The sequence below is a fragment of the Neobacillus pocheonensis genome, from assembly GCF_050477905.1.
In the GTDB taxonomy this organism is placed as follows: domain Bacteria; phylum Bacillota; class Bacilli; order Bacillales; family Cytobacillaceae; genus Neobacillus; species Neobacillus pocheonensis_A.
Genome location: NZ_JBCNAD010000033.1, coordinates 57,070 through 74,828, shown reverse-complemented (window position 1 = coordinate 74,828; position 17,759 = coordinate 57,070). Strand labels below are relative to the sequence as shown.

The 17,759-nt window shown below is 44.2% G+C and carries 14 protein-coding genes; 1 reads left to right on the top strand and 13 read right to left on the bottom strand.

Features of this window, described 5'->3' with window-relative positions; all coding sequences use genetic code 11:
• Positions 1-133 precede the first annotated feature (133 nt).
• The 3 genes from fsa to ABES02_RS18495 form a co-directional block, all read right to left on the bottom strand.
• A complete protein-coding gene (gene fsa, locus ABES02_RS18505) occupies positions 134-778 on the bottom strand; it encodes a fructose-6-phosphate aldolase (protein ID WP_430138064.1) in 645 nt (214 codons plus the stop codon).
• A gap of 134 nt (positions 779-912) precedes the next feature.
• Positions 913-1,770, bottom strand: coding sequence for a class II fructose-bisphosphate aldolase (locus ABES02_RS18500; RefSeq protein WP_430138061.1), 858 nt, complete (start codon positions 1,768-1,770; stop codon positions 913-915).
• A gap of 291 nt (positions 1,771-2,061) precedes the next feature.
• On the bottom strand, positions 2,062-2,433 hold the full coding sequence (locus ABES02_RS18495; protein ID WP_223594925.1) for a response regulator: 372 nt from the start codon (positions 2,431-2,433) through the stop codon (positions 2,062-2,064).
• Between the two features lie 179 nt (positions 2,434-2,612).
• Here ABES02_RS18495 and ABES02_RS18490 point away from each other — a divergent pair, with 179 nt between their 5' ends.
• Positions 2,613-3,119: a DUF2529 domain-containing protein gene (locus tag ABES02_RS18490; protein ID WP_430138059.1), complete on the top strand. Its 507-nt coding sequence runs from the start codon at positions 2,613-2,615 to the stop codon at positions 3,117-3,119.
• Positions 3,120-3,321: 202 nt separating this feature from the next.
• On the opposite strand, the gene ABES02_RS18485 is transcribed toward ABES02_RS18490, so the two are convergent.
• The 10 genes from ABES02_RS18485 to ABES02_RS18440 all read right to left on the bottom strand — a co-directional run bounded on the left by ABES02_RS18485 (position 3,322) and on the right by ABES02_RS18440 (position 17,576).
• Entirely contained in the window at positions 3,322-4,917 is a 1,596-nt protein-coding gene (locus ABES02_RS18485) for a CTP synthase (protein ID WP_430138056.1), read from the bottom strand.
• A 367-nt stretch (positions 4,918-5,284) separates the two neighbouring features.
• Complete coding sequence (gene rpoE / locus ABES02_RS18480) at positions 5,285-5,860, bottom strand: DNA-directed RNA polymerase subunit delta (protein ID WP_430138053.1); 576 nt, start codon at positions 5,858-5,860, stop codon at positions 5,285-5,287.
• A gap of 138 nt (positions 5,861-5,998) precedes the next feature.
• The gene (locus tag ABES02_RS18475; protein ID WP_430138050.1) at positions 5,999-6,160 is read right to left on the bottom strand and encodes a hypothetical protein; all 162 of its coding nucleotides are present in this window, start codon (positions 6,158-6,160) and stop codon (positions 5,999-6,001) included.
• A 118-nt stretch (positions 6,161-6,278) separates the two neighbouring features.
• On the bottom strand, positions 6,279-9,545 hold the full coding sequence (gene icmF, locus ABES02_RS18470; RefSeq protein WP_430138047.1) for a fused isobutyryl-CoA mutase/GTPase IcmF: 3,267 nt from the start codon (positions 9,543-9,545) through the stop codon (positions 6,279-6,281).
• Positions 9,546-9,570: 25 nt separating this feature from the next.
• A complete protein-coding gene (locus tag ABES02_RS18465) occupies positions 9,571-10,209 on the bottom strand; it encodes a TetR/AcrR family transcriptional regulator (protein WP_430138044.1) in 639 nt (212 codons plus the stop codon).
• A gap of 168 nt (positions 10,210-10,377) precedes the next feature.
• Positions 10,378-11,517 carry an acyl-CoA dehydrogenase gene (locus ABES02_RS18460; protein WP_430138042.1) on the bottom strand — a complete coding sequence of 380 codons (1,140 nt, stop codon included), beginning with the start codon at positions 11,515-11,517 and terminating at the stop codon, positions 10,378-10,380.
• Between the two features lie 78 nt (positions 11,518-11,595).
• The gene (locus ABES02_RS18455; RefSeq protein WP_430138039.1) at positions 11,596-12,726 is read right to left on the bottom strand and encodes an acyl-CoA dehydrogenase; all 1,131 of its coding nucleotides are present in this window, start codon (positions 12,724-12,726) and stop codon (positions 11,596-11,598) included.
• A 171-nt stretch (positions 12,727-12,897) separates the two neighbouring features.
• On the bottom strand, positions 12,898-13,749 hold the full coding sequence (locus tag ABES02_RS18450; protein ID WP_430138036.1) for a 3-hydroxybutyryl-CoA dehydrogenase: 852 nt from the start codon (positions 13,747-13,749) through the stop codon (positions 12,898-12,900).
• A gap of 271 nt (positions 13,750-14,020) precedes the next feature.
• Positions 14,021-15,208 (bottom strand): acetyl-CoA C-acetyltransferase, encoded by a 1,188-nt coding sequence (locus tag ABES02_RS18445; RefSeq protein WP_430138034.1) that lies wholly within the window; start codon positions 15,206-15,208, stop codon positions 14,021-14,023.
• A 256-nt stretch (positions 15,209-15,464) separates the two neighbouring features.
• Positions 15,465-17,576, bottom strand: coding sequence for a (Fe-S)-binding protein (locus ABES02_RS18440; protein WP_430138031.1), 2,112 nt, complete (start codon positions 17,574-17,576; stop codon positions 15,465-15,467).
• Positions 17,577-17,759 lie beyond the last annotated feature (183 nt).

Here is a 17,759-nt window from a genome sequence, read left to right as displayed (position 1 = left end):
TATCCTTTAGTTTACACCAAAATTTTATTTTCATGTATCCATAATAAAAAAATTTGTTCGAAAATGGAAAAACTGCGGAAGATATTAGGAATCCAGTAAATCAGGCTTACTGAAATTCCCATAGTTATTAAGCTTATTTACGAGAGTTCCAGTCTTTTAAGAATCCTTCGATTCCTTTATCTGTTAATGGATGATGGAACAAGCCGATTAATACTTTGTATGGAATGGTCGCAATATCCGCTCCTCTTAATGCTGCTTCTGTTACATGGATTGGGTTGCGAATAGAGGCTGCGATGATTTGGGTTTCAAGACCATGAACGGCAAAAATATCGGCAACCTGTGAAATGAGATCTAAACCATTTTGGCCGATATCATCTAATCTGCCAAGGAATGGGGAAACATATGTAGCGCCTGCTCGTGCTGCAAGCAATGCTTGATTGGCATTAAAAATCAAGGTTACGTTTGTAGTGATTCCTTTTTTTGAAAAATGATGACATGCTTTTAATCCGTCTGGAGTCATTGGAACTTTAATCGTAATATTTGGAGCAATCGCCGCTAGCTCTTCTCCTTCACGAATCATGCCTTCTGCATCAAGGGCGATAACTTCCGCACTGACAGACCCAGGAACGAGTGCCGCAATTTCTCGAATACGGTCATGGAACGAAACGCCTTGTTCGCGGGCAACAAGGGATGGATTTGTCGTAACACCAGCTAATAAGCCTAGTTCATGTACTTCACGGATTTCATCTAAATTTGCTGTATCAATAAAAAATTTCATAGTTTCTCCTCCGTTTTTCGACAAAATTTTCTGTTTCTTTTTAACACACTGAAACCGCCCTCAAGGTAAGGGCGGTTTTTATTTTATCACAAATACAGCAAACAACAAAAACTGCCATAAATGGCGTTTTTGTCTTACGCTCTGCCTGAAGAACCGAATTCACGCATTTTGCCGATAACTGTTTCTTTAATGGCATCGCGAGCTGGTCCTAAGTATTTACGTGGATCATATTCATTTGGTTTAGCTGCCAATGTTTCACGAACAACCCGTGCAGAGGCAATTTGGTTTTCAGTGTTCACATTGATTTTAGCTGTTCCTAGTGAAACAGATTTTTGGATATCCTTTGTAGGGATACCAGTTCCACCGTGAAGAACAAGCGGAAGTCCAGTAATCTTGCCGATTTCTTCCATTTCCACAAAACCAAGGTTTGGTTCGCCTTTGTAAGGGCCGTGAACTGAACCTAATGCAGGAGCAAGGCAGTCGATGCCTGTGCGCTTCACTAGCTCATCACACTCTTTTGGATCTGCATAGATAACACCTTCAGCGACAACATCGTCCTCTTGGCCGCCGACAGTTCCTAATTCTGCTTCAACAGAAACACCTTTTGAATGAGCATATTCCACTACTTTAGAAGTAATTTCAATGTTTTCTTCAAATGGGTGGTGGGAAGCATCGATCATAACAGACGTAAAACCTGCATCAATCGCTTCTTTACATTTTTCAAAGCTTGAACCATGGTCTAAGTGGATTGCTACTGGAACTGTGATTTTTAAATCTTCCAATAAGCCCTCTACCATTTTTACTACTGTTTTGAAGCCGGACATATAACGAGCTGCCCCTTCAGATACACCAAGGATAACTGGTGATTTTTCTGCTTCAGCAGCTTGAAGAATTGCTTGGGTAAACTCTAAGTTATTAAGGTTAAATTGCCCAACCGCGTAGCCTTCCGCCTTCGCCTTGTTAAGCATTTCTGTCATCGAAACTAATGGCATTTCTATTCCTCCTTAAAGTAAGTCGATATCTTTTCATATAAATGATTTCCCTAAATTTATTGAATATGTATTCAACTGAGAAAAGATAGCAACCGGGTCAAAGTTCATATGTATCATATCAGAATAAAAGTAGAAATGCTATTAATCGAACAGTGTTTTTAAAAGTGTCACAATGAAAGCGTAGCCATTTTACTATTTGCACTTTATGTATGAAAAAAAGGCATTTATCTGCCTTTTTGTCTGGTAAAATGGTTATTTTTTTTGAACAATGACGTTTTGATTTTGCAAAGCTTAGTTTGCTTTTTGTGGAATGTGCTTTCGTACGGCAGCACGGATATCGTCAATATCAAATGGTTTAGCAAAATGAGTGATGGCACCAAGGTCTTTTGCTTCCTGAATCATATCCAATTCTCCGTAGGCGGTCATAATGATCACTCGGATGTCTGGGTCGATGACTTTCATTCGCTTCAAAATTTCGATTCCGTCCATTCCCGGGATTTTCATATCCAATAGGACTAGGTCAGGGTCATGCTTTGTTACAATATCAAGTGCCTGCACGCCATTCGCCGCCTGGAATGTTTGATACCCTTCCTTCTGAAATACCTCATTAAGTAAAATGCGAATACCAAATTGATCGTCAACGATTAAAATTTTCTCTTTCATACTTCCACCTCTTCCCGATTTGATAGATTCTAAATTTTTAGTAAAATTCACCTAATCACTCACTTGTTATACTTCTACTTTTTAATTATAAATTCCTGCATAAATTTCGCCTAGAATAATGTTATTTTGTGGAATTTTTTCAAAAAGGCTATAATAGGGGTGCGATAAGGAGGATTATCATGTTAAAAATGTTCACAACTCAATTAACAGGTTTGTTTAAGAGGCTTGAGGAAAAAGAGGAATTTTCCTTTGAGGATGGGGCCCGACTGCTTGCTCAGGGGCGTTCAATTTATATTTATGGTGCGAAAGAAATGAAGGCTGTTGAATTTGAGGCTTTAGAAGGGGCGGAACCGCTTAAGTTGGCAAAAAGCTTCACAAGTGTCGACGGGCTAAGTGCAGCCGACCGGGTGCTGATATTTACGCGCCGTTCTGATGATGAATCGGCTTTGGAGCTTGCGGGCCAGCTTCAAGAGAAAGGAATCCCGTTTGTTGCGGTTTCTACGGTTGATGCTGAGGGCGGATTGGATGCGCTTGCCGATGTTCATATCGATTTGCGGCTGACGAAAGGCTTATTACCCGATGATTTCGGAAATCGATACGGATATCCGGCTGGGATGGCTGGTTTGTTTGTGTATCATGGCTTAAAATTCACGATTGATGAGATTTTGGCAGAATATGAGGAGTAAAACGGCCTTAAACAGGGGCCGTTTTTTTGTTTTGTCTATTTTTGAGGCATGATTGTCTATTTTTTTCGGTGTTTTGTTTATTTTTTCAAAGTGTTTGTCTATTTTTTCCGATGTTTTGTCTATTTTTTATATGGTTTTGTCCATTTAGACATTATTTACAAAAATTAAGACCAGTCCGAGGACTGGCCTTTACCAAAATTCTTTATTTTTGAATCGTTGCTTTAATAAAATCACGGAATAATGGCTGTGGACGTGTCGGTCTTGAGACGAATTCCGGATGGAACTGGGATGCCACAAACCACGGATGGTCCTTTAACTCGATGATTTCTACTAGACGGCCGTCAGGACTTGTACCTGAGAACACCAAGCCTGCCGCTTCCATTTCTTGACGGAAGTGATTGTTAAACTCATAACGGTGGCGGTGACGTTCGTACACTACCTTTTCTTCGTAAGCTTCCATTGCCTTTGTACCCTCAACCAGACGAGCAGGATAGAGTCCTAAACGCAATGTACCGCCCAGATCCTCAACATCCTTTTGCTCTGGAAGCAGGTCGATGATTGGGTGGGCTGTCTCAGGCACAAACTCTGCCGAATGGGCATCAGCAAGCCCGAGCACGTTGCGGGCAAATTCAATCGTCGCCAGCTGCATGCCTAAACAAATGCCGAGGAACGGCTTCTTCTGTTCACGGGCATAGCGGGTTGCTTCAATTTTCCCTTCAATTCCGCGATCACCGAAACCGCCCGGAACAAGGACGCCATCGACATTATCCAAGAGCTCCGCAACGTTCTCACGTGTCACGTTTTCAGAGTTAATCCATTTAATTTCAACGTCCGTATCAAATGCATAACCAGCATGTTTCATGGCTTCAACAACAGAAATATAAGCATCTTGAAGTTCAACATATTTTCCAACAAGGCCGATGCGTGTTTTGCCGGAAAGGTTTAACACACGGTCGACAAGTGCTTTCCACTCCGTCATTTCTGCTTCCGGAGTCGCTAACTTCAAGTGATCGCAGACAATCTGATCCATATTTTGCTCTTGAAGGGCGAGTGGAATCGAATAAAGTGTGTCGGCGTCACGGCATTCAATGACTGCTTTAGAGTCGATATCACAGAACAAGGCGATTTTGTCCTTCATGTCCTGAGAAACAGGCATTTCCGTACGAACGACGATGATATTTGGCTGAATACCAAGGCTGCGAAGCTCCTTCACGCTGTGCTGGGTCGGCTTTGTTTTCATTTCACCAGCTGCCTTGATATACGGGATCAACGTACAATGAATGTACATAACGTTTTCGCTGCCGATATCACTCTTGATTTGGCGAATCGCTTCTAAAAACGGCAGTGATTCAATGTCACCCACTGTTCCACCGATTTCCGTAATGACCACATCGGCATTCGTTTCGTTGCCAGCACGGAAACAGCGCTCCTTAATTTCATTGGTAATGTGCGGAATAACCTGAACAGTTGCACCCAAATACTCGCCGCGGCGCTCTTTGCGTAAAACGGTTGAATAGATTTTTCCAGTTGTTACGTTTGAGTACTTGTTTAGGTTAATATCAATAAAACGCTCATAGTGGCCTAAGTCCAAATCCGTTTCTGCACCGTCATCGGTTACGAACACTTCACCGTGCTGATAAGGACTCATCGTTCCTGGATCCACGTTAATGTACGGGTCAAATTTTTGAATCGTTACATTTAACCCTCGATTTTTCAATAAGCGCCCTAAGGATGCTGCGGTAATTCCCTTTCCAAGTGATGAAACGACACCACCGGTTACAAAAATATATTTTGTCATTAAATATTCCCCCTCTTATACAGTTTGTACATTATTCGGATTGTTAATGGGAGTTTTGCAAAAATTTTTCAAACGAAACCAGAAAAGCGAAAGCGCCTTGTTCAGGGGCGACAAGCATAAGACAAGCCGGCGTGAAGGTTGCCTTTTAACCTTCTCGACGGATTGGGTTATGACTCGAGCCCCTAGGCGCTGTAGCTGGACCATTCTCAAAGTCAATGAAAAATTTCAATCAAAATAAAAAGCGCTCCGCTTACGCATTGGTAAGGGAGCGCATAGTTAGTAAATAATGTATCGTCCTTTTTTAAGGAGCCCAAAAAAGATAATACAAGGGCACGGATGAAAAGTCAAGCCGATACCCGACGAAAAATTACAAGTCTTCGTCTTCTTCTTCGTCTAATTCAGCCTCATCATCAAGGTCATCATCTAAATCATCTTCTTCGTCAAGTTCAAATTCCTCTTCGTCTTCAATGACGTCTTCGTCGTCATCATCCTCAAATTCATCCACTTCATCGATTTCATCAAAGGCCTCTTCTTCATCATCAAGCAGATCATCTTCGTCAAATTCATCGACGTCATCGTAATCTTCTTCATCCAATTCATCGTAATCGTCAAGATCCTCTTCATCGACCACTTTCTTCGCCTTTTTCTTCTTCGGTTTCACAGCGGTCACAACTTCTTCCTCCGCCGTATCAACTGGATACCAAACGCGAAGCCCCCAGCGATTCTCTCCTAATGATAGGAAGCGGCCATCTATGTTCATGTCTGTATAGAATTGTGCCAAGCGTGAGCGGACTTCTGATTCAGAAATATCAGCAGCCTTTTGGATTTCTTTCACTAAATCATGGAAGGAGATTGGTTGCTTGCTATTTTTTAAAAATTCGTAAGCCATTTCGATGAGCGATAACTCTTGCAATTGCTCTTTTGAGTATTGTGCTAAACTCAATATTGGCACTTCCTTTCTCTATTTAACACTCTTTATTGAGTGATTAAGGGCATTTCTACCATTTTGCATATTCTTCATTATAAACAAATTCTTGCCGTTTATGCTAGTTCTAGTTGACCAATCCCTCGAATTTTATAGCTAGTCGTCTTTGTTCTTGAATTTTTTTAATTCCTTGATGGAAATAACAAGAAAGAAGATGGCTAGTAGCAAAAACGAAATGGCGCCTAATTGAAGTTCATACAAATAGTATAATGGCCAGGCAAAAATTATTAAAATGATGATCATCGTTCTTAACTTCATTCGTCCACACCTGCCATGATCTACGAAGTTTGTCCACTAGTTCGATTATATAAGATAATTGCTTTTTGTAAAACAACGGTTTTAGGCACCATGTGAAATCTCCACATGGTGCCATTACTTACATATTTCTTCGGTATTGCCCGCCCACCTCGTAAAGAGCGCGGGTAATTTGGCCTAGACTGGCTACTTTTACAGTTTCCATTAATTCGGCAAAAACATTGCCATTGTTAACGGCCGCTGCTTTGAGACGTTTAAGCGCCTCTGAAGATTCGCCGGCATGACTTTCCTGGAAGGCGCGCAAATTATGAATTTGCAGTTCCTTTTCCTCGATCGTGGCCCTAGCCAATTCCATATTGTTGACGTCTTCCTCAGACGGAGGATTCGGATTCATATACGTATTAACGCCGATAATAGGCAGTTCACCGGTATGCTTTTTCATTTCATAGTACATCGATTCATCCTGAATCTTGCCGCGCTGGTACTGTGTCTCCATGGAGCCAAGTACGCCGCCGCGGTCATTCAAGCGTTCGAATTCTTGTAAAACGGCTTCTTCGACTAGGTCTGTCAATTCTTCGGCAATGAACGAACCTTGAAGCGGGTTTTCGTTTTTCGTTAAACCGTGTTCTTTTGTGATAATCATTTGAATCGCCATTGCCCGGCGCACCGATTCTTCAGTTGGCGTTGTAATTGCCTCATCATAAGCATTCGTATGCAGCGAGTTACAGTTATCATGTAAGGCCATTAATGCCTGCAGCGTCGTGCGAATATCATTAAAGTCGATTTCTTGGGCATGCAGCGAACGGCCGGATGTCTGAACATGGTACTTCAGCTTTTGGCTTCGTTCATTCGCGCCATATTTATCGCGCATTACCGTCGCCCAAATGCGGCGGGCCACACGGCCAATGACGGTATATTCAGGGTCTAAGCCGTTAGAGAAAAAGAACGACAGGTTTGGAGCAAAATCATCGATTTTCATGCCGCGACTTAAGTAGTACTCCACATAGGTAAAGCCGTTTGACAAGGTAAACGCTAATTGCGAAATTGGATTCGCTCCTGCTTCGGCAATGTGATAGCCGGAAATCGAAACGGAATAATAGTTGCGCACTTGATGGTCAATGAAATATTGCTGAATATCCCCCATCATCCTTAAGGCAAATTCGGTTGAAAAAATACAAGTGTTTTGACCTTGGTCTTCTTTTAATATATCAGCCTGCACAGTTCCGCGAACGGTCCGCAGTGTATAAGCGCGAACTTCGGCGAACTCTTCTACCGTTAACACACGGCCAAGTTCTTCTTCTTTCCGCTTAACCTGCTGATCAATCGCTGTGTTCATGAACATCGCTAAAATGATCGGTGCCGGACCATTAATCGTCATCGATACTGACGTCGATGGATGGCAAAGGTCAAAGCCGTCATATAGCTTTTTCATATCGTCTAACGTACAAATGCTAACGCCGCTTTCGCCGACTTTTCCATAAATATCTGGGCGATAATCGGGATCCTCACCGTAAAGCGTCACTGAGTCAAATGCAGTACTTAAACGTTTCGCATCGTCATCCTTCGATAAGTAGTGGAAACGGCGGTTCGTTCTTTCCGGTGTTCCTTCTCCAGCAAACTGACGTTTTGGATCTTCCCCTTCCCGCTTGAATGGGAAAACGCCTGCTGTATAAGGGAAGGACCCCGGTACATTTTCGCGGTACACCCAACGGAGGATTTCACCGTAATCCTTATATTTCGGCAGAGCTACTTTTGGAATATCCAGTCCAGATAAGCTCTTTGTTTTTAAAATGGTAATAATCTCTTTATCACGGATTCTGGTGACAAATTGATCGCCGGAATAGGCTTTCTTTGTTTCTTCCCAGCTGTCGAGAATTTTCTTTGATTCTGGCGTTAATTGTGCTTCAGCCTCTAGTTTAAGGACCTCTAACGCTGGATACACCGCACCGCTAGGGTCGCGTTCGAGGACAGCCGCCATCGCCCCCTCGAGCTGGAATATTTTCCGGGCCAAATTCGCTTGCTCTTCGGCTTTCTTATGATAACCGCGCACTGTTTCCGAGATTTCACGCAAATAATAGCGGCGGTCGGTTGGGATAATTACATTTTGCTTTTCCACAACGGCATTTTTGTTAAAAGAAGTCACCCAATCGGTGTCCATTTTTTCGTTAATTTTTTCAATAAGGGCGGCGAACAAGGCGTTCGTGCCATGGTCATTGAACTGGCTGGCAATCGTTCCGTATACCGGCATTTCTGATGAATCTTTTTCAAACAGCATATGGCTGCGCTGGTATTGTTTTTGCACTTGACGTTTGGCGTCCTCTGAACCCTTACGTTCAAATTTATTAATAACAATTAGGTCGGCAAAATCAATCATGTCGATTTTTTCCAGTTGGGACGGCGCCCCGAATTCAGAGGTCATCACATATAGCGATACATCACAAATTTCGGTGATTTCAGCGTCACCTTGGCCAATCCCGCTTGTTTCAACGATAACAAGGTCAAAACCAGCAGCCTTTGTCACCGCAACGGCGTCTTTAATGGCCAGTGAAAGCTCGTTTTTTGAATGTCTTGTCGCTAGACTGCGCATATAGACATTTGGTGAAAAAATTGCATTCATGCGAATCCGGTCACCAAGGAGCGCGCCGCCTGTTTTTTGCTTAGTTGGGTCCACGGATAGAATCGCGACTTTTTTGTCAGGAAGTTCGTTGATAAAGCGGCGGATTAATTCGTCCGTTAACGAGCTTTTTCCGGCTCCGCCGGTACCTGTAATACCGACTACCGGGATACCCTTCTCAAGCGACTTCACTTGTTCAAGCACTTCTTCCGCTGTTGCTGCTGCTTCGTTCCGCTTATCAACATGAAGCTCTGCCAAGGTAATTAGCTTAGCAATGGCATTCACATCGCCAGTTGGAAGCTTTTCGATTTGCTCGCTGATATCGGAGTTAATGGTTGAAAAATCACATTCCTTAATCATTTGGTCAATCATGCCTTGAAGGCCAAGCGTGCGGCCGTCTTCTGGCGAGAAAATGCGGGCAATTCCGTATTCATGAAGCTCATTTATTTCCCGAGGGATAATGACACCGCCCCCGCCACCGTAAAGGCGAATGTGCGGTGCACCTTTTTCTTTCAGTAAATCGTGCATGTATTTAAAATATTCGACGTGTCCGCCTTGATAGGAAGAAATCGCGATTCCTTGGGCGTCCTCTTGAATCGCAGCGTTAACGACTTCCTCGACCGAGCGGTTATGGCCAAGGTGGATGACCTCTGCTCCGCTTGACTGAAGAATTCTGCGCATAATATTGATGGAAGCATCGTGACCGTCAAATAAACTTGACGCCGTTACAAAGCGAATATGATGCTTCGGCTGGTATTTTCCCGTGGTTTTCACTCCCGGAGTCCCCCTATTTTAAAAATTAGCCTTTTTGTGGCTGTTGCTGCTTTAAACCTAATAATAACTGCTCGGTTTGCAGCTCAGTGTATTCTTCGATTGTAAATAATTTTCGTAAGGCCCAGCGGCGGAAGCTCCACATTTGCCCCTGGACAAAGATATTATGGGCGATGATTTTGACTTGTTGCTCCGTTAGATCGAGCTCCCCATTCTCTATGCACCGGGAGAGCAGGTTTTCAAACATCGCCACCATTGCTTCTTCTTTTTTTAACACGTAAGGTAGTGCATCCTTGGACAACGATTTCACTTCCTGATACATGACGAGCACCTCGGCCTGCATTTCGTCCATGACTTGGAAGAAGTTTGCGATACCAAGCTTTAGGCTTTCCAATGTCCCTTTTTTCATGGCCTCATCCTGCTCAAGGCGCTCGCTTACGTGGTCATAGATTTGGTCGCAAACCAGATATAAAACATCTTCCTTTGTGCGAATGTATTCATACAATGTGCCAATGCTAAAGCCAGCAGCTTTGGCAATTTCCCTTGTCGTCGTCCGATGAAACCCCTTTTGTTTAAAAAGTGCTACGGCCCCTTTGATCATTTGGTCACGCCTTTTTTGAACGAGGCGCTCATCCTTGACCGAGGCCTGAACCTCCCGTTTTTTCATCCCTTTGCCCTACCTTTGTCTAGCTCCAGCGCCTAGGGGCTCTTTGGTCTAAGCCAATCCGGCAAGAAGGTTAAAGTGCAACGTTCTCACCGGCTCGTCTTATGCTTGTCGCCCCAAGGAAAAAATGAACTGCTTTTTTCCCTGGTCAAGGCGCTTCCGCTTTTCTTTTTATTTGGTTATCATTCTTGAGATTACGAGGCGTTGGATTTCCTGTGTGCCTTCATAGATTTGCGTAATTTTCGCATCACGCATGAATCGTTCCACCGGATAATCCTTCGTATAACCGTAGCCGCCAAATACTTGAACCGCTTCAGTTGTTACCTTCATCGCTGTATCGCCAGCAAGCAGCTTCGACATCGCGGACTCTTTTCCGTACGGAAGTCCGTTAGACTCGAGCCATGCTGCTTGATAGGTTAATAGTCTTGAAGCCTCAATTCCTGTTGCCATATCAGCCAATTTAAAGCTGATTCCTTGGTTGGCCGCGATTGGCTTCCCAAACTGGTGGCGTTCTCTTGCATAATCAACAGCAGCATCAAGGGCGCCTTGAGCAATTCCAACAGCTTGTGCCGCGATGCCGTTTCGTCCGCCATCAAGGGTCATCATCGCGATTTTAAAGCCTTCGCCCTCTTCGCCAAGACGATTAGCTACTGGCACACGACAATCTTCAAAAATAATTTCTGTTGTTGGTGATGAACGAATGCCGAGCTTCTTTTCTTTTTTCCCAACTGAGAAGCCTGGGAAATCTTTTTCAACGATAAACGCGGTTGTTCCTTTTTGTCTGCTAGATGGATCGGTTAAGGCAAATACGACATATGTGTCAGCGATACCGCCGTTTGTGATGAAGACTTTGGAACCGTTAAGAACGTAATGGTCGCCTTCAAGACGGGCTGTTGTTCTCATCCCGCCTGCGTCCGAACCGCTGCCAGGCTCTGTTAAACCATACGCGCCAATTTTTGTGCCTTCTGCCATCGGGCGAAGGTAGGCTTGCTTTTGTTCTTCACTGCCGAACTTATAGATTGGCCAGCCTGCTAATGAAGTGTGGGCTGATAGAGTTACTCCGATTGATGCGTCGACACGGGAAAGCTCCTCTACTGCGATGCAATACGCTAAGTAATCACTGCCAATTCCGCCATACTCCTCCGGCCACGGAATTCCTGTTAAGCCTAGCTCCGCCATTTTGTCAAAAATTTCACGATCGAAGCGCTCATCCTCATCTCGCTCAGCCGCTGTTGGTGCCACCTCGTTGCGAGCAAAATCACGAACCATTTTACGAATCATTTCATGTTCTTCAGATAGTTTGAAGTTCATTTTGGAAGTCCTCCTTTAATCTTTCTACAAAATTTAGTGTGTATTCTACAAAAATAGGGCTGAATTCTACAATAAAAATTAAAGATTCTTACTAATCACGATCCGCTGAATCTCGCTCGTGCCCTCATAAATTTCCGTAATTTTCGCATCGCGGAAATATCGTTCAACTGGATAATCCTCTGTGTAACCGTAGCCTCCGAAAACCTGTATCGCTTCCGTTGCGACTTCAACAGCCGTCCGAGAGGCAAACAGCTTCGCCATCGACGCTTCAAGGCCGCACTTCACGCCTCGCCCACGCAAATCAGCAGCACGATAGACTAATAGTTTTGCCGCTTCCACACTAGTTGCCATATCAGCTAACTTAAAGCCAATCCCTTGCTGGGCGGCAATTGGTTTTCCGAATTGCATACGGTCCTTCGCATAAGCAGTTGCGGCCGACAATGCTGCCTCAGCAATTCCGAGTGCCTGTGCGGCAATGCCGATGCGGCCGACGTCAAGATTGGCCATCGCAATTTTAAAGCCATCCCCTTCTGCGCCAAGAAGATTTTCAGCCGGTACCCTCATGTCTTCAAATGTAAGCTGAACGGTTCTTGAGCCGTGCAAGCCCATCTTCTTTTCATCCTTGCCAATGATGAGGCCAGGAGTCCCTTTTTCCACAATAAAAGCAGAAATTCCTTTGCTGTCTAACTCTGGATTTGTTTTAGCGAAAACAATATAAACATCGGCCTCACCGCCATTGGTGATAAACACCTTCGAGCCGTTAATCACATAATGATCGCCGCTCATAACCGCACGCGATTTTAAGCTCGCTGCATCGGATCCTGAGCTTGGCTCAGTTAAACAAAATGCTCCTAAATACTCTCCAGAAGCCATTTTTGGCAAATATTTTTGCTTTTGCGCTTCCGTACCAAAGTAAAGAATTGGGTTCGTCCCTACGGAGGTATGAACCGAAAGGATAACGCCAATAGTGGCGCTTACCTTTGAAAGCTCATTAATGGCGATGATATACGAGGTGAAATCCATTTCAGCGCCGCCGTATTTTTCCGGAACAGGAATCCCCATCAGGCCCAGTTCCCCCATTTTGCGAAGAATTTCACGTGGAAATTCACCCTTTTCCATTTTTTCAATAAATGGAGCAATTTCGTTTTCAGCAAAATCGCGGACCATTTTTCGCATCATTTCCTGTTCTTCTGTGAATGTAAGATTCATGCTGAACTCTCCTTTTGGAGAATCTAAAGTGGCAGTATTCATCCTCAAACAACCCCTTTTTCGAAAAATAGAGTGGAACTGGGCTTTCTAAATATATTTTTATCGCAAGATTCCCCATCATATCGTTGGTATAAAAAATGCAATCGATTGGGGAAACGAACCTTGTCTCGGTTATTCGTACGTATAAAAACCGCGGCCTGATTTCTTGCCAAGCCAGCCAGCTTTTACATATTTTCGTAGGAGTGGACATGGACGATATTTGTCGTCACCAAGGCCCTCCTGAAGTGTTTCCATAATATATAGGCACGTATCTAAGCCGATAAAATCAGCCAAGGTAAGCGGCCCCATCGGGTGGTTCATGCCGAGCTTCATCACTTCGTCGATCGCTTCCTTCGTGGCAACACCCTCGTACAAGGCATAAATCGCTTCATTGATCATTGGCAAAAGGATGCGATTCGAGATGAAACCGGGGAAGTCATTTACTTCTACTGGCACCTTGCTTAAGGTTTTTGTCATGTCTTCAATCACTTGATAGACTTCATCGGCTGTCGCTAAGCCGCGGATAATTTCCACCAACTTCATCACTGGAACCGGATTCATAAAATGCATGCCGATAACTTTCTCCGGGCGCTTCGTTGCTGCTGCAATTTCGGTGATTGGCAGGGACGAAGTGTTGCTCGCTAAAATCGCATGTGCCGGAGCAATATCATCTAACTGTGCAAAAATTTTCGTTTTAATTTCCATGTTTTCAACAGCTGCTTCGATGACAAGATCGACCTCCGCTGCATCGTTAAGGTCGGTTGACATAGTAAGTCTTGCCAATACTTCTTGCTTTTGAGGGTCCGACATCCGTCCTTTATCGACGTTACGAGAAAGATTTTTATTGATAACTCCTAAGCCGCGTTGGACGAATTCTGGCTTGAGATCATTTAATAACACGTTGTAGCCTGCCTGCGCACATACTTGGGCAATTCCCGAGCCCATTTGTCCTGCTCCGATGACCATTACTTTAGATACTTTCATGTTTTCCCCTCCAAATGGGGGCCGAATAAGGTGTTCGGCCCTATATTTTGACAAGTTTGATAGATTCTCCTGAGTTTATCTGCGGAAAATCATGGTTTATCTTCGAAAATCGATACTTTATCTGCGAAACACTATTTAATCGGGATAGCACCAAAATTTATCGGCGAAAAATCAAAATTTATCGGCGATTCTTCCTAATTTATCGGCGAATATTCCATTTTATCGGCGAATTTGCTTCATTTATCGGCGAATCCATTTTTTCATAAGTAGATCAGCCTTTCGGAACTTCAATCATCACAGCATCGCCTTGACCGCCGCCGGAGCAAATCGCCGCAATTCCGATACCGCCGCCGCGGCGCTTCAGTTCATGCATCAAAGTAATAATGATACGCGCCCCGCTTGCGCCAATCGGATGTCCAAGGGCAACCGCACCGCCATTAACATTTACCTTTTCGAGGTCAAGTCCGGCAATCTGGCCGCTCCCTAACGCAACAGCCGCAAAAGCTTCGTTGATTTCAAAAAGGTCGATTTCTTCTAAGCTGCGCCCAGTTTTTCGTAAAATTTCATTGATGACAATTCCTGGTGTTTGTGGGAAGTCTTTCGCTTCCACCGCAATCGCCGCATGGCCCAAAATGACCGCTTCAACCGCACGGCCTTCACGGGCAGCGCGCTCTTCGCTCATCAGCACGAGGGCAGCCGCACCGTCATTGACGCCTGGGGCATTTCCTGCTGTAATCGTTCCTGATGAATTAAAAGCAGGTGCAAGTTTCGCAAGCCTTTCTAAAGACGTGTCTTTCCGTGGTGCCTCGTCATGCTCCACAACAAGCGCCGCTCCTTTTCGCTGTGGCACCTCAACTGGAACAATCTCCTCAGCAAACTTGCCGCTTTCAATCGCTGCAATCGCACGCTCATGGCTTCTAAATGCCCATTCATCCTGTGCCTCACGGGATATATCCATCTCAGAAGCCGTTGTATTTCCGTATGTGCCCATGTGAACACCGGTAAAGCTGCAGCTTAAACCATCATGAAGCATTAAATCCTTGACGGAGGCGTCACCCATGCGCAGTCCCCATCTAGCTTTTGGCAGAATGTACGGTGCATTGCTCATCGATTCCATGCCGCCTGCGACAATCACTTCTTCATCGCCTGCGCGGATGATTTGATCAGCCAAGGTCACACTGCGCATACCAGATGCACAAACTTTATTGATTGTTTCTGTTTTCACTTCCCACGGCAAACCCGCATGCCGAGCTGCTTGACGGGATGGAATTTGGCCTTGGCCCCCTTGTAACACGGTACCAAGAATCACCTCTTGCACTTCTTCCGGCTTCACATCTGCACGTACTAAAGCCTCTTTAACAGCAATTCCCCCTAATTCCGATGCCGTGAAGCTGCTCAATGCCCCTGCGAATTTTCCAAAAGGTGTTCTAACCCCACTTAAAATAACCGTTTTCCCCATTCAAAACACTCTCCCTTTTCCCAATATTCAGTCATAACTTTTTAAAAAAATTGCACTCGATTAGAGCGACTGAACGCTCGCTCAATTCACTGCTAAAAAATTAACGCGTCAAAGCGTTTCATAAAAAAGGAAATGTAAGCGTTTTACCTCTACATTATATTTTACATAAAAAGAAGTAGAAGTTGAAATATTTTTACGCAAAATTCCTAAAATTTTATGAATTCACGAAAATAGTCAACCTCTACTATTTAAATTCTTAAGATGCGACTGACTTTAACTCACCACAAACCGCTTTTTCCAACAGTTCGGCAACATCATAAGTGGCAATCTTTTCTTCCACTTCCTTCGCCTTCGTTCCATCTGTAATCATCGTTAAGCAGTATGGACATCCGGAACTGATTACGGAAGGATTGACGGCGAGTGCCTGCTCTGTTCTCGCTACGTTAATGCGGTGGCCTGTTTCTTCCTCCATCCACATCAACCCGCCGCCGGCGCCACAACACATTCCTTTTTCACGGTTGCGCTCCATTTCCACGAGCTTCACGCCCGGAATGGATTTCAAGATTTCACGAGGTGCATCGTATACATCGTTGTAACGGCCTAAGTAACAAGAGTCATGGAATGTAATTGTTTCGTTGACAGTTTGTGTCGGTACAAGGCGGCCATCCCTCACAAGCTCAAATAGAACTTCTGTATGGTGGTAAACCTCTGCCTCTAAGCCGAAATCCGGATATTCATTTTTGAAAATATTATAGGCATGCGGGTCAATCGTGACGATCTTCTTAACCTCTGCCTTTTCAAATTCCTCGATATTTTTCGCCGCTAGATCTTGGAACAAGAACTCATTACCAAGACGGCGCGGTGTATCACCAGAGTTTTTCTCTTTATTACCTAAGATGGCGAATTTCACGCCAGCTTCGTTCATCAATTTCGCGAATGATAAAGCAATTTTCTGGCTGCGGTTGTCGTAGGAGCCCATCGATCCCACCCAGAATAAGTATTCGAATTCTTCGCCGGCCTTGTTCATTTCCTTCACAGTCGGGATATGAACATCGTCGCGCACCTCGCGCCAGCTTTCACGCTCTTTACGGTTTAAGCCCCAAGGATTTCCTTGGCGTTCAATATTGGTCATCGCACGCTGTGCATCAGCGTCCAATTTTCCTTCTGTTAAAACTAAATAACGGCGAAGGTCGATAATTTTATCAACGTGCTCATTCATAACCGGACATTGGTCCTCACAGTTGCGGCAAGTTGTACATGCCCAGATTTCTTCTTCGGTAATGACATCACCAATTAAGCTTGGATTATAAGCAAGCGCAGCAGCTGTTTCTTCTGCTCCTTGTCCGCTTGCGGCCAAAGCAATTTGATTCCCCTTCGTTCCTGCAAACGCAAAGGTCGGCACCCATGGCTGCTTTTGAGTAACCGCCGCACCGTAATGGGTGAGATGGTCACGCATTTTCACAATCAAATCCATCGGTGACAGGATTTTTCCTGTGCCAGTAGCCGGACACATATTAGTACAACGACCGCATTCGACGCAGGCATAAAAGTCGATCATTTGGTGCTGGGTGAAATCTTCAATTTTTCCAACCCCGAAGGTTTCTTGGGATTCGTCTTCAAAATCAACTTTTTTCAGCTTACCTGGTTTTTCTAAACGGTTAAAATAAACATTCGCAGGACCGGCAATTAAGTGAGCATGCTTGGACTGCGGTACGTATACTAAGAATGTTAACAAGAACAAGAGATGCGCCCACCAGGCGATATAGAAGATCACAATGGAGGCGGTTTCACCAATGCCTGAAAAAATAACGGAAATCACCGAAGCGACCGGCTCTGTCCAAGTAGTTTCTTCGCCGTGCCAGATGATGCCCATGCCATTTCCGATTAAAACCGAAACCATCAAGCCGCCGATAAATAATAGGACAAGACCTGATTTGAAATTGCGTTTAAGGCGGACTAATTTTTCAACATAGCGGCGGTGGAAAGCCCAGATAACCGCTACTAAAATCATTAACGTAACGATTTCTTGGAAAAACGTAAATCCTGCATAAAGCGGTCCAAGCGGCAGGTGTGAGCCTGGGGCCAGTCCTTTCCAAATGAAATCAATTGCCCCGAATTGAACAAGAATGAAGCCATAAAAGAACATGACGTGGATCGCACCACTCTTTTTGTCCTTCAAAAGCTTTTTCTGTCCAAATACGTTAACCCAAATTTTTTGCAGACGTTCTTTGACATTGTTGTCAAACTCGACTTTTTTGCCAAGCTTGATGAATTCAATCCGCGTTTTGACAACGTAAACGAACAAGCTGATCGCGTAAGCGGTTACAGCCAAGAACGCAATCAGGTTAAGCCATAATAAACCATTCACATAAAACGCCCCTTTCGTCGTATGTTTTTGTAAGTTGTAGAAAATAAATAATTTTCTGAATCGTCTTTAATTCTATTATATTATGAATGAGCATTCAGTCAACCAATTTTTTGTAAGATTCGTTCGACTTATAGAAATCAAGGCTGTCGGAGAAACTAACAAAACCGATTGGAGGAAGTATTC

What these genes read in the sequence shown, in the direction of transcription:
- fsa (WP_430138064.1), bottom strand. Translation starts at nt 778, where the DNA reads ATGAAATTTTTTATTGATACAGCAAATTTAGATGAAATCCGTGAAGTA.
- ABES02_RS18500 (WP_430138061.1), bottom strand. Translation starts at nt 1,770, where the DNA reads ATGCCATTAGTTTCGATGACAGAAATGCTTAACAAGGCGAAGGCGGAA.
- ABES02_RS18495 (WP_223594925.1), bottom strand. Translation starts at nt 2,433, where the DNA reads ATGAAAGAGAAAATTTTAATCGTTGACGATCAATTTGGTATTCGCATT.
- ABES02_RS18490 (WP_430138059.1), top strand. Translation starts at nt 2,613, where the DNA reads ATGTTAAAAATGTTCACAACTCAATTAACAGGTTTGTTTAAGAGGCTT.
- ABES02_RS18485 (WP_430138056.1), bottom strand. Translation starts at nt 4,917, where the DNA reads ATGACAAAATATATTTTTGTAACCGGTGGTGTCGTTTCATCACTTGGA.
- ABES02_RS18475 (WP_430138050.1), bottom strand. Translation starts at nt 6,160, where the DNA reads ATGAAGTTAAGAACGATGATCATCATTTTAATAATTTTTGCCTGGCCA.
- ABES02_RS18465 (WP_430138044.1), bottom strand. Translation starts at nt 10,209, where the DNA reads ATGAAAAAACGGGAGGTTCAGGCCTCGGTCAAGGATGAGCGCCTCGTT.
- ABES02_RS18460 (WP_430138042.1), bottom strand. Translation starts at nt 11,517, where the DNA reads ATGAACTTCAAACTATCTGAAGAACATGAAATGATTCGTAAAATGGTT.
- ABES02_RS18455 (WP_430138039.1), bottom strand. Translation starts at nt 12,726, where the DNA reads ATGAATCTTACATTCACAGAAGAACAGGAAATGATGCGAAAAATGGTC.
- ABES02_RS18450 (WP_430138036.1), bottom strand. Translation starts at nt 13,749, where the DNA reads ATGAAAGTATCTAAAGTAATGGTCATCGGAGCAGGACAAATGGGCTCG.
- ABES02_RS18445 (WP_430138034.1), bottom strand. Translation starts at nt 15,208, where the DNA reads ATGGGGAAAACGGTTATTTTAAGTGGGGTTAGAACACCTTTTGGAAAA.